At 71.8% G+C, this 12,134-nt stretch carries 12 protein-coding genes; 6 read left to right on the forward strand and 6 right to left on the reverse strand.

The window, feature by feature from the left end; genetic code table 11:
• Window positions 1-194 precede the first annotated feature (194 nt).
• From ACIQI8_RS40485 to fxsA, 4 genes are all read left to right on the forward strand, one after another.
• Complete coding sequence (locus ACIQI8_RS40485) at window positions 195-635, forward strand: Lrp/AsnC family transcriptional regulator (RefSeq protein ID WP_124002917.1); 441 nt, start codon at window positions 195-197, stop codon at window positions 633-635.
• 92 nt (window positions 636-727) lie between these two features.
• Complete coding sequence (locus ACIQI8_RS40490) at window positions 728-2,329, forward strand: amidohydrolase (protein WP_402362604.1); 1,602 nt, start codon at window positions 728-730, stop codon at window positions 2,327-2,329.
• 555 nt (window positions 2,330-2,884) lie between these two features.
• On the forward strand, window positions 2,885-3,682 hold the full coding sequence (locus tag ACIQI8_RS40495; protein WP_402362607.1) for a polyprenol monophosphomannose synthase: 798 nt from the start codon (window positions 2,885-2,887) through the stop codon (window positions 3,680-3,682).
• 100 nt (window positions 3,683-3,782) lie between these two features.
• Window positions 3,783-4,343, forward strand: coding sequence for an FxsA family membrane protein (fxsA, locus tag ACIQI8_RS40500; protein WP_402362610.1), 561 nt, complete (start codon window positions 3,783-3,785; stop codon window positions 4,341-4,343).
• A 142-nt stretch (window positions 4,344-4,485) separates the two neighbouring features.
• On the opposite strand, the gene ACIQI8_RS40505 is transcribed toward fxsA, so the two are convergent.
• From ACIQI8_RS40505 to ACIQI8_RS40520, 4 genes are all read right to left on the reverse strand, one after another.
• Window positions 4,486-4,860 carry an RNA polymerase-binding protein RbpA gene (locus ACIQI8_RS40505; protein WP_003977404.1) on the reverse strand — a complete coding sequence of 125 codons (375 nt, stop codon included), beginning with the start codon at window positions 4,858-4,860 and terminating at the stop codon, window positions 4,486-4,488.
• 267 nt (window positions 4,861-5,127) lie between these two features.
• Window positions 5,128-6,465, reverse strand: coding sequence for an MFS transporter (locus ACIQI8_RS40510; RefSeq protein ID WP_402362612.1), 1,338 nt, complete (start codon window positions 6,463-6,465; stop codon window positions 5,128-5,130).
• Window positions 6,466-6,520: 55 nt separating this feature from the next.
• Window positions 6,521-7,288, reverse strand: a complete 768-nt coding sequence (locus ACIQI8_RS40515; protein ID WP_402362615.1) for a glycerophosphodiester phosphodiesterase — start codon at window positions 7,286-7,288, stop codon at window positions 6,521-6,523.
• A complete protein-coding gene (locus ACIQI8_RS40520) occupies window positions 7,285-7,938 on the reverse strand; it encodes a YitT family protein (protein ID WP_402362618.1) in 654 nt (217 codons plus the stop codon). Before ACIQI8_RS40520 ends, ACIQI8_RS40515 begins: the two co-directional genes overlap by 4 nt.
• Before the next feature lie 99 nt (window positions 7,939-8,037).
• Here ACIQI8_RS40520 and ACIQI8_RS40525 point away from each other — a divergent pair, with 99 nt between their 5' ends.
• On the forward strand, window positions 8,038-9,534 hold the full coding sequence (locus tag ACIQI8_RS40525; RefSeq protein ID WP_402362621.1) for a PLP-dependent aminotransferase family protein: 1,497 nt from the start codon (window positions 8,038-8,040) through the stop codon (window positions 9,532-9,534).
• A gap of 63 nt (window positions 9,535-9,597) precedes the next feature.
• On the opposite strand, the gene ACIQI8_RS40530 is transcribed toward ACIQI8_RS40525, so the two are convergent.
• Both ACIQI8_RS40530 and ACIQI8_RS40535 read right to left on the reverse strand, forming a co-directional pair.
• Window positions 9,598-11,196 (reverse strand): ATP-binding protein, encoded by a 1,599-nt coding sequence (locus ACIQI8_RS40530; protein ID WP_402362624.1) that lies wholly within the window; start codon window positions 11,194-11,196, stop codon window positions 9,598-9,600.
• A gap of 40 nt (window positions 11,197-11,236) precedes the next feature.
• Window positions 11,237-11,431, reverse strand: a complete 195-nt coding sequence (locus ACIQI8_RS40535) for a hypothetical protein (protein ID WP_121404479.1) — start codon at window positions 11,429-11,431, stop codon at window positions 11,237-11,239.
• 259 nt (window positions 11,432-11,690) lie between these two features.
• Here ACIQI8_RS40535 and ACIQI8_RS40540 point away from each other — a divergent pair, with 259 nt between their 5' ends.
• Entirely contained in the window at window positions 11,691-12,083 is a 393-nt protein-coding gene (locus ACIQI8_RS40540; RefSeq protein ID WP_124002926.1) for an ankyrin repeat domain-containing protein, read from the forward strand.
• The last annotated feature ends 51 nt before the right edge of the window (window positions 12,084-12,134 follow it).

Raw genomic sequence — 12,134 nt, forward strand, 5'->3', positions numbered from 1 at the left:
GGCGGTAATCACGAGACCATCACGGAGAATCCCCGACGACTGTGGCGTTCGTCACATGCCGTCCGCAGGTGCCCGACGCGGCCGTTTTGTCCCTCGGGCGGCTCACAAGGCGCTCTCGGCCACATCACGAACCGGGTATGACCTGCGCCGCTCGGCTATCCCAGGAGATCAACGGCACTGTAGGTTCTTGCGCCATGGAGGAGCTGGACCGACAAATCGTGCAGCTGCTCGTCAAGGACGGGCGGATGAGCTACACAGACCTGGGCAAGGCCACGGGCCTGTCCACGTCGGCCGTGCACCAGCGGGTGCGGCGGCTGGAACAGCGGGGGGTCATCCGCGGGTACGCGGCGGTGGTCGACCCCGAGGCCGTCGGGCTGCCGATGACCGCCTTCATCTCGGTGAAACCGTTCGATCCCAGCGCCCCCGACGACATCGCCGACCGCCTGTCCGGCGTCCCCGAGATCGAGGCCTGCCACAGCGTGGCCGGCGACGAGAACTACATCCTCAAGGTCCGCGTCTCCACCCCGCACGAACTCGAGGAACTGCTCGCCCGCCTGCGCTCGCTGGCCGGCGTCTCGACCCGGACGACGGTGGTCCTGTCGACGCCGTACGAGGCCCGTCCGCCGCGCATCTGACCACCGCCGCACCGCGGTCCGGTGTTCCCGGTCGCCGGGCGACGGGTGACCTGCGTGCGAGGGCGTCGCGCCGAGGCGCGAGACTGTTCCCCATGAGTGAGCGCACCGACCCGCACCGCACCGTCCTGCTCCGCCGTGGCGAGGTCCACAGCCCCGCCGATCCCTTCGCGACCGCGATGGTCGTGGAGCGCGGCCAGGTCGCCTGGGTCGGCTCCGAGGGGGCCGCCGACGCCTTCGCGGACGGCGTCGACGAGACCGTGGACCTCGACGGCGCCCTGGTCACCCCGGCGTTCACCGACGCCCACGTGCACACCACCGCGACCGGCCTGGCTCTCACCGGCCTCGACCTGTCCGACGCGCCCTCGCTGGAGGCCGCCCTCGTTCGCGTACGGGACTTCGCCGCCGCCCGCCCCGACGACCGTGTCCTGCGCGGCCACGGCTGGGACGCGGCCCGCTGGCCCGGCGGCCGCCCCCCGACCCGCGCCGAGCTCGACGAGGCGACCGGCGGGCGCCCGCTCTACCTCAGCCGCATCGACGTCCACTCGGCGGTCGTGACCACCGCCCTGCTCGACCTCACCCCCGGTCTGGACGCGGCCGACGCCCCGCTCACCGGGGACGCCCACCACGCCGTCCGCGCCGCCGCGCTCGCCGCCGTCACCCCGGCCCAGCGCGCCGAGGCCCAGCGCGCCGCCCTCGCCCACGCGGCCTCCCTCGGCATCGGCTCGGTCCACGAGTGCGCCGGGCCGGACATCTCCTCCGAGGACGACTTCACCGGCCTGCTCCGGCTCGCCGACGAGGAGGCGGGACCACGGGTCGTCGGCTACTGGGCCGAGCAGGACGTCGAGAAGACGCGTGCGCTGGGCGCGGCCGGAGCGGCCGGCGACCTCTTCGTGGACGGCTCGCTCGGCTCGCACACCGCCTGTCTGCACCAGCCGTACACCGACGCCGACCACACGGGTGCGGGCTACCTGAACGCCGACGCCGTCGCCGCCCATGTCGTCGCCTGCACCGAGGCGGGCCTCCAGGCGGGCTTCCACGCGATCGGCGACGCCGCCCTGACCGCGGTCGTCGAGGGCGTCCGCGCGGCCGCCGAGAAGGTCGGCCTCGCCCGCATCCGTGCCGCCCGCCACCGCGTCGAGCACGCCGAACTGCTCACCCCCGAGACGATCGCCGGCTTCGCCGAACTCGGCCTCACCGCCTCCGTCCAGCCCGCCTTCGACGCCCTGTGGGGCGGCGAGGAGGGCATGTACGCCCAGCGCCTGGGCGCCGAGCGGGCGCGTGCCCTGAACCCCTACGCGGCCCTCCTGCGGGCCGGTGTCCCCCTCGCCTTCGGCTCCGACAGCCCGGTCACCCCCCTCGACCCGTGGGGCACGGTCCGCGCCGCCGCCTTCCACCGCACGCCGGAGCACCGGGTCTCGGTGCGCGCCGCGTTCACGGCGCACACGCGGGGCGGCTGGCGGGCCGTCGGGCGCGACGACGCGGGCGTCCTGGTGCCGGGCGCGCCCGCGGACTACGCCGTGTGGCGCACCGACGAGCTGGTCGTGCAGGCCCCCGACGACCGGGTCGCCCGCTGGTCCACCGACCCCCGCTCGGGCACCCCCGGCCTGCCCGACCTGACCCCGGGCCACGACCTCCCCGTATGCCTGCGGACTGTGGTCGGCGGCCGGACGGTGTTCGTAGGGCCGGGCGAGTGATCTCCCGGGGTGGCGCGGCTCGGATCTTGGGCCGCCGCCTCGACGCGCGACCTGCGCATCCTCTGCCCTGACCAGGCCATCAGCGGAGTAACAGCAGGTCAGACGGCTGTTGACAGGCGGCGGCAACGGGCCGGTAGGTTCGGCCGAGTCCACCACCGGACGCCCGACCGGGGAACGTCCGCGCACTCGTCGCGGCGCCGCTGGGTCAGGGACGGTGTGCCGCACCGGGGCACCGCCACTGGGAGCCAGGCTCAGTGCCCGCGCCGCAGCGAGGGAACGTTCCGGCCGGTCGGGGAGGTGTGACCCGGGTGGGGCCCGGACGCTCAGTAGACAACGGCTTTCGGTCGACCCGCAGCCAGCGGGCCCCAGGTCGGCCCGAAGGGCGCCGGGCCCCCATCCGCAGTTCGCAGGGAATCCACAGCTGACAAAAAACCCGAAAAGCCCATGCTTACCCAGCTTTTGTGGAAACGACACTGCCATACGAACGTTCTGTCACGTCATCGCAGGCGGCGGCCACTATGGTGGATGTCTGCGTACGGACACGAAGGGGCAGTAGTGAACGACGGCGACGGGACCCTCGCGGCATCGGACCGGGGGAGGCAGTTCGGGCCGCTCGGCACCGCCTTGGTGATCATCCCGACCTACAACGAGGCGGAGAACATCAAGGCGATCGTCGGCCGGGTGCGTGCCGCGGTCCCCGAGGCGCACGTCCTCGTGGCCGACGACAACAGCCCCGACGGCACCGGCAAGCTCGCCGACGAGCTGGCCGCCGTGGACGACCAGGTCCACGTGCTGCACCGCAAGGGCAAGGAAGGCCTCGGCGCCGCCTACCTCGCGGGCTTCCGCTGGGGTCTGGAGCACGGCTACGGCGTGCTGGTCGAGATGGACGCCGACGGCTCCCACCAGCCCGAGGAGCTGCCCCGGCTGCTCACCGCACTCAAGGGCGCCGACCTCGTGCTCGGCTCCCGCTGGGTGCCGGGCGGCCGGGTCGTGAACTGGCCCAAGAGCCGCGAGGCCATTTCCCGCGGCGGCAGCCTCTACTCGCGGCTCGCCCTGGACCTGCCGCTGCGCGACATCACCGGCGGCTACCGTGCCTTCCGCCGCGAGACCCTCGAAGGTCTCGGCCTCGACGAGGTCTCCTCCCAGGGCTACTGCTTCCAGGTCGACCTGGCCCGCCGCGCGGTCAAGGCCGGCTATCACGTCGTGGAGGTCCCCATCACGTTCGTCGAGCGTGAACTGGGCGACTCCAAGATGAGCCGGGACATCCTCGTGGAGGCGCTGTGGCGCGTCACCGCGTGGGGCGCGACGGAGCGGGTCGGCAAGGTGCTGGGACGCGACAAGAAGCAGCCCTGACGGCCGCACGACCGGGCAGGTAGGCACGGCGTACGGCTTCACAGGCTCGGTTGATCATCCACTTATCCCGTACTGAGCCGGGTCCAGGCACACTGGATGCATGACGACTGGTGCGCAGACCCCCATCCATCCGGCCCGGCCCCGGCGATCGCGGCTGCGGACCTACCTGCCGCTGGGCGTCGCCGTCTGGCTGGTGCTGGAGATCTGGCTGCTGACCGTGGTCGCGGGCGCCTCCAGCGGGTTCATCGTCTTCCTGCTGCTGGCCGCCGGCTTCGTGGTCGGCTCTGCGGTGATCAAGAAGGCGGGCCGACGGGCCTTCCAGAACCTGAACGAGGCCGTCCAGCGGGGCACCGCCCCGGCCAGCGGCGGCGGCAACGGCCTGATGATGCTCGGCGGCCTGCTCCTGATGATCCCCGGCCTGATCTCGGACGCGGTGGGTCTGCTCCTGCTGATCCCCCCGGTCCAGAAGGCCCTGAGCCGCCTGGCGGAGCGCACGGTCGAACGCAAGCTGAGCGCGGCCGGTGCGGGAGGTCTGGGCGACGCCTTCACGCAGGCCCGCATCCACCGCCCCGACGGCAAGGTGGTCCAGGGCGAGGTCATCCGCGACGAGCCAAACGACTCTTCGTCGGAGCAGGGCCCGAGGCGCCCGCTGACCGGCTGAGCGCCTCTTGTGGGGGTCGGGGCGAAGCGCTCGAACCCTCCCACCTGAACACAGACTGAGGGCGCCGTACGCAGACTTCGCGTACGGCGCCCTCAGTCACTAACTTACGTGCGCTTGTGTTCCCCGCTCGAACCCGTAGGGACTACGCCGACTTGCGGCTGTCCCTGGGGTGTACCGCGATATTCATCGCGCCGGATCGGAGAACGGCCAGACGCTCCTCGAGGACCTCTTCGAGCTCCTCTCGGGTGCGCCGTTCCATCAGCATGTCCCAGTGCGTACGCGCGGGCTTGGCCTTCTTCTCTTCAGGGCCGTCGCCGTCGACGAGGAGAGCTTGGGCCCCGCAGACCTTGCACTCCCACTCCGGCGGGATCTCCGCCTCGACCGAGAAGGGCATCTCGAAGCGGTGCCCCTTCTCGCATGCGTACTCCACGGCCTGGCGCGGGGCCAGGTCGATGCCGCGGTCCGTCTCGTAGCTGGTCACCACGAGGCGCGTGCCGCGAAGAGCTCGCTCACTCATGAATCGTGCCTCCCGGGCTTGTCGCCCACAGGACAGGTGTCGCTGTCGTCGTCATCCGGTCAACGTCCGGTCGGCGGTAAAGATTCCCGTTCCGGGTCCCGTTCCGGGTCATGCGTCACCGTCGTAGTCGCCCCTTGTTGTACCCACCAGTGCCCTGTTTGTCACATCTGCTAGCAGATGTCACCCAGCGTTTCGGCATCTTTGACGCGCAGTAACGGTACGCCTGGCAGGCCAAACGCGTACACTACCGCCCTTTCGCGTCGAACGCTAAATCCGCTCGGGAACAGGATTGCCCGCGTCGCCGATCGCCCGCCGTACCGGGACCCGTGCGAGCAGCACGAACCCGATGACGAAGAAGGCCACCAGGGAGATGATCGCGTCGCGATAACTTCCCGTCAGCTGGTAGGTGATCCCGAACAGAAGAGGGCCCAACCAGCTCATGCCCCGGTCGCTCATCTCGTACGCCGAGAAGTACTCGGCCTCCTTGCCCGGCGGGACGAGATGCGAGAACAGGGAGCGGGACAGGGCCTGGCTGCCGCCCAGGACGAGGCCGATGCCGGCCGCGAGGACGAAGAACCACACCGGCGCGCCGGCCGGCAGGAAGTACCCGGCCGCCAGCGTCACCGTCCACGCCACCAGCGAGCCGAGGATCGTGCGTTTGGCGCCGTACGTCCGGGCGAGTCGTCCCATGCCCAGCGCGCCCACGACCGCGAGCACCTGGACCAGCAGGACCGCGGCGATGAGCGTGGACTGGCCGAGGCCGAGTTCCTCGGAGCCGTAGACCGAGGCCTGGGAGATCACGGTCTGGATGCCGTCGTTGTAGACGAGGTAGGCCAGCAGGAAGGAGAGGGTCAGCGGATGGCGGCGCATGTGGCGGACCGTGGCGGCCAGTTGGCGGAATCCCGGGGCGGTCGGTTCGGTGCGTGGTCCGCAGCGGCGGTCGCGCAACCGGCTCAACGGGATGAGCGTGAAGGCACCCCACCACAGGCCGGCCGAGGCCAGGCAGATCCGGACGGCCGTGGTCTCGGAGACGCCGAAGGTGTCGTGCGCCAGATAGAGCACCAGGTTGGCGATCAGCACCAGTGAGCCGGCCGCGTAGCCGAAGGCCCAGCCCCGGGAGGAGACCGCGTCGCGCTCCTCGGGCGAGGCGATCTGGGGCAGGTAGGAGTTGTAGAGCATCATCGCCACGGACTGCGCCGCGTTCGCGACGATCAGCAGCAGCCCGCCGAGCAGATAGCGGTCGCCGTCCAGGAAGAACATGCCGGTGGTCGCCGCCGCGCCCACGTAGGCCGCCGTCCCGAGCAGCGGCTTCTTGCGCCCCGAACGGTCGGCCGCCGCGCCCACCAGGGGCATCACCAGCACGGCCACGATCACCGACAGGGACACCGAGTACGCGAAGAAGGACCCGGCGCGCACCGGTATCCCCAGCGGATGCACGAACCCGTCCGCGTCCGCCGCGTCCTTGGCGACCGACGTCAGATAGGGGCCGAGGAACACGGTGAGCACGCTCGTCGAGTAGACCGAGCAGGCCCAGTCGTAGAAGTACCAGCCGCGCTGCTCGCGCTGCCGGTCGAAGGCTTCCGCCCGCACGGTGTCGGCGCTCACCCGTGCCCTCGCTTCCCCGCTGAGGTGCGAAGGCTCGGCGGGGTGGTCCAGGGCCTCAGGCCCAGACGCCACGCTCTTCCATGACCTTGCGCAACGTGTCGATGTGATCGGTCATGATGCCATCCACTCCCAGGTCCAGGAGCCGGTGCATGCGATCGGGTTCGTTGACGGTCCACACGTGCACCTGCAGCCCGCGCGCGTGGGCGGTGCGGACGAAGCGCCGGTCGACGACCTGGACGCCGGACTGGGCCTCGGGCACCTGGGCGGCGATCGCGGAGCGGCGCGGCGCGGCGGGGACGCCCCAGGAGCGCAGCCGCAGATTGAGCACCCCGCGCGTGCCGTACGACGTCGCCAGGCGCGGCCCGGCCAGCCGCTGGGCCCGGATCACGCGCGCCTCGGAGAAGGAGCCGACGCAGACGCGGTCCCACGTGTTCGTGCGTTCGATCAGCTCCAGGAAGGGGTGCAAGGAGGCCTCGGCCTTGAGGTCCACGTTCCAGCGCGCCTCCGGGAAGGCCTCCAGGAGCTCCTCGAAGAGCGGCACGGGTTCCTTGCCCGCCACGCGCGCGTGGCTGACGTCCTTCCACATCAGGTCGCCGATGCGTCCGCCGCCGTCGGTCACCCGGTCCAGCGTCGCGTCGTGGAAGGCGACCAGCTTGCCGTCCGCCGTGGCGTGCACGTCGGTCTCCAGATAGCGGTAGCCCGTCTTCACCGCCCGCCGGAACTGCAGCGCGGTGTTCTCCAGACCGTCCGCCGCCCCGCCCCGGTGGGCGAAGGGGATCGGGCCGGGGTGGTCGAGGTAGGGGTGGCGTATCGGCGTGCTCACCGACGCAGTATCGCCCGCCGCGGTTGCACGCCGGCAACCACCGTGCTGCCGCCGGATGCCGAGGGAACGTCGAACAACCGCAGGAAGAGCTGGGCGAGCGGTCCGATCGACACCGCGTACAGGACCGTGCCGATGCCGACGGTGCCACCGAGGACGAAGCCGGTCGCGACGACCACGATCTCGATTCCCGTCCGCAGCAGCCGGATCGAGCGGCCGGTACGCCGGTGCAGTCCGGTCATCAGGCCGTCCCGCGGGCCCGGGCCGAGGCGGGCGGCGATGTAGAGGCCGGTGGCCGCGCCGTTGAGCAGGACGGCCGTCAGCATCAGGGGGATCCGTACGGCCAGGGAGTGCGCGTCGGGGACGAGGGCCAGCGTGCCGTCCATGGCGACGCCGACCACGAAGACGTTGGAGACGGTGCCGAGGCCCGGTCGCTGGCGCAGCGGGATCCACAGGAGCAGCACGGCCGCGCCGACGATGATCGACACCACACCGATCGTCAGGCCGGTGAGCTCGGCGAGGCCCTGGTGCAGCACGTTCCAGGGTTCGAGACCCAGGCCCGCCACCACGAGAAGCGCGGAGCTGGCCCCGTACAGGGCGAGCCCGACGTACAGCTGGATCAACCGTCTCGGGAGACGGCTCGTCGTGGACAAGGGGATCCTCCAGTGGTCCTAGTGGCCTGCTTCGTGTCACCCTGTGGCTTGGGTGGGGACATCATCCATGGCCAATTCGAGGAAGGTGGACTGGTTTCCATGGCGCAGTGGACCTCGGCGATGGGCGCGGCCCAGCTCGCCCGGCTGCTCAACTCCCAGCAGGACCGCCCCGCGGGCCCCGGCACCCGCCGGCCCCCGGCCTACCGGGCGCTGGCCGACGGCGTACGGCTGCTGGTGCTTGAGGGCCGGGTGCCGGTGGCCGCCAGGCTGCCCGCCGAGCGCGAGTTGGCGCTGGCCCTGTCCGTCAGCCGTACGACGGTCGCGGCGGCCTACGAGGCGTTGCGTGCCGAGGGATTCCTGGAGTCCCGGCGCGGTGCGGGCAGTTGGACCGCCGTGCCGGCCGGAAACCCGCTCCCCGCGCGCGGGCTGGAGCCGCTGCCGCCCGAGGCGCTCGGCTCCCTCATCGACCTGGGCTGCGCGGCCCTGCCCGCCCCCGACCCGTGGCTGACCCGGGCCGTCCAGGGCGCTCTGGAGGAGCTGCCTCCGTACGCCCACACGCACGGCGACTATCCGGCCGGGCTGCCCGCGCTGCGCGCGATGATCGCCGATCGGTACACCGCGCGCGGGATCCCGACGATGCCCGAGCAGATCATGGTCACCACGGGAGCCATGGGCGCCATCGACGCGATCTGCCACCTCTTCGCCGGCCGCGGCGAACGCGTAGCCGTCGAGTCGCCGTCGTACGCCAACATCCTTCAGCTGATGCGGGAGGCGGGGGCGCGCCTGGTGCCGGTCGCGATGGCCGAGGGGCTGACCGGCTGGGACCTGGACCGCTGGCGGCAGGTGCTGCGCGAGGCCGCGCCGCGCATCGCGTACATCGTCGCCGACTTCCACAACCCGACCGGCGCGCTCGCCGACGACGACCAGCGCCGCAAGCTCGTGGAGGCGGCCCGTTCCGCGGGGACGGTGCTGATCGCCGACGAGACGATGACCGAACTGTGGCTGGACGACGTCGAGATGCCGCGGCCTGTCTGCGCCTTCGATCCCGCGGGATCCGCGGTGATCACCGTCGGCTCGGCCAGCAAGGCGTTCTGGGCGGGACTGCGCATCGGCTGGGTGCGGGCCGCTCCGGACGTGATCCGCAGCCTGGTCTCCGCCCGCGCCTACGCCGACCTGGGCACGCCGGTGCTGGAGCAACTGGCCGTGAACTGGCTCTTCGGCACCGGCGGTTGGGAGCAGGCCGTACAGGTCCGGCGCAGTCAGGCGCGGGAGAACCGGGACGCCCTCGTCGCGGCCGTGCGACGGGAGCTGCCGGGCTGGGAGTTCGAGGTGCCCCGGGGCGGACTCACGCTGTGGGTGCGCACCGGCGGGCTGTCGGGCTCGCGGATCGCCGAGGCGGGGGAGCGGGTCGGGGTGCGGGTGCCGTCGGGACCCCGGTTCGGGGTCGACGGCGCCTTCGAGGGGTATGTGCGACTGCCGTTCACCGTGGGGGGCGCGGTCGCGGACGAGGCGGCGACACGGCTCGCCGCCGCCGCGAAGCTGGTCGAGAGCGGGGGCTCCGGTACGGGAGAGGCGCCCCGGACGTTCGTGGCCTAGAGCGTGCGAAACGGCTGAGCCCCGGGCGACCGAATGTCACCCGGGGCTCCGACCGGCGATCCGCTACGAGCCCTCCGTCGCCATGATGTCCGCGGGCACGGACTCCACAGCCGTCGGCTCCGGGGCCGCTTCCACTGCCTCCGAGTCCGCCGGTGTCGTCCGCGGCGGCAGCAGCGCCAGCACCGCCTGCCGGTCGGCGTCGCTCGTCGCGTCGTCGTAGGGGTCCGGGGTCGCCGGGACCTGGAGGCGGTGGACCGGGCCCGTGCCGAGGCGGGCGTAGCCGCGGCCCGGCGGGACCTGGGTGACCGGCGTGGTGTGCGGCGGGGCGCCCAGGACCGCTTCCAGCTGGCCGGCGGTCGCCGGCCCGAGGACCACACGCGCGCGGGTGTGCTGCCGTACCGGCTCGCTCAGCGCGTCCGCGCTGTCGAACTGGTCGGCCACCACCACCGTCACATTCGCCGCGCGGCCGTGCCGCAGCGGCACCTGGAGCAGGGACTGGGGGTCCCTGTGGGCGTCGGTGGCGGCGAGGTGGGTGAAGGCGCTCGGGTGGTCCAGGAGGATCCACAGCGGGCGCTTGGTGTCGTCCGGCGGCGGGTGGCCCGCCTGCCGGGCGCGGTTCAGCGCGATCAGCCGGCGCTCCGTCTCGTGGGCGGCCCACTCCAGGCTGGCCAGCGCCCCGGCGAGCCCGCACTCGACCGCGAGCACGCCGTCGCGGCCGGTCAGGCACGCGTACTCGCCGGTGCCGCCGCCCTCGACGATCAGGACATCGCCGTACTGAAGGGCCTGCAGGGCGATGGAGCGCAGCAGCGTCGAGGTGCCGCTGCCGGGCTGGCCGAGGACCAGGAGGTGCGGCTCGGTGGAGCGGATGCCGGTGCGCCAGACGACCGGGGGGACGTCACGCCGCTCCTCGCCGTGGGTGAGCGGGAGCGTGCGCTGGACCTCTGAGGGGTCGGTGAAGCCGAGGACCGTCTCGCCCGGTGCCGTGACGAACCGCTGGGCGGCGATGTCGGTGGGCAGCGGGGACAGGACGGAGATGGTGAGCTGGTTGCCCTCCTCGTCCCAGGCGAAGCGGTACTCGCGGCCGCGGCCCGACTTGGCGTGCAGCAACTGCTCGATCCGCGCGCGGGAGTCGGGTTCGCCGTCGGTGAAGTACGCCGGGTAGCGGACCGTGAGATGGGTGACACGGCCCGACCCGTCGAACTCGTAGGCCGGGAAGGCCTTCTCCCACTCGCCGCCGTGGGCGAAGAGCGGGGCGGGGTCCTCCGGGATCGAGAAGTACGGGACCAGGGCCTCGTACAGGGACTGGAGGCGCTGGGTCTGCGACTCGTCCGGGCCGTCGGGCTCCGGCTCGGTGCGGTCGCGGCCGTGCCATGCTGCCGCCGCCATCAGGGTGATGACGGCGAGCAGCGGACCGTACGGCACCAGCGCCACGACCAGCACCACCGACGCCACCAGGAACAGCAGCGGCCCGCGCCTGTCCTTGGGGGTGTCGGCCCATCTGCGCCGCCCGGCCGCCGCCAGCCGGCGCAGACCGCGGGAGACCGTGATCAGCGGATGGAGGACATCGGTGGCGCTGTCGGCCGCCGTCCGGGCCAGCTCCCGGCTCCGGGCGATCTGCGTGCTGCCTGTGCTCAGGATGCGGGGGAGGGGGCGCCGGGCCACTGCTGTCTCCTGAAGGTGCGTACGGACGGAGGGAACGGCGTCAGAACTTGATGCCGCCGAGCAGACCGGCCAGGCTCTCGCCGCCGGCCTTGATGCTCGGGGCGATCGCCGTACTCGCCAGGTAGAAGCCGAACAGGGCCGACACCATGGCGTGGGACGCCTTCAGGCCGTCCTTGCGGAAGAAGAGGAAGACGATGATGCCGAGAAGGACCACGCCTGAGATGGACAGGATCATTTGGGATCTCCTGGTTCGCGGGGACAGTCACCATGAGTACTTCCAGGCTCACAGGATGTATCCATACGATAAAAGGTGCAACTAGGTGAATTTCGGCGAATTTCCCCCGGATGGCGGAGCGCTTCGGGGGCGTTGAACAGGGCACTTGCGTCCGACCGGGTCTGCCGTGATCTTTACCTCGGGCACTTCGGGTCATGTACGCCGTGAGCCAGTACCCTGGCGATTCACCTGAACGGTTGTATGAGAGGCGGACCGGCCGATGACTGAAGCCCCCGACCCCGAGGTCGTGGAGCTGGCGACCAAGATCTTCGATCTGGCCCGACAGGGGCAGACCGAGGCGCTCGTGGCGTACGTCGACGCGGGCGTTCCGGCCGATCTCACCAACGACCGCGGCGACTCCCTCGTGATGCTCGCCGCCTACCACGGGCACGCGGAGGCGGTACGCGCGCTGCTCGCCCGGGGCGCGGAGGCCGGCCGGATCAACGACCGGGGACAGACCCCCCTCGCCGGAGCGGTCTTCAAGGGGGAGACGGAAGTGATCGAAGCCCTCCTGGAAGGTGGCGCCGACCCCTCCGAGGGCACTCCGTCGGCCGTCGACACGGCCCGGATGTTCGGCAAGACAGAACTGCTCGAGTTGTTCGGCGCACACTGATCCGCATGCTCTGACCAGCGAAGGCACAGACAACGGGGGAGGCGGTACAAG

Origin of the sequence: Streptomyces sp. NPDC092369 (assembly GCF_044755245.1) — a bacterium.
Lineage (GTDB): Bacteria > Actinomycetota > Actinomycetes > Streptomycetales > Streptomycetaceae > Streptomyces.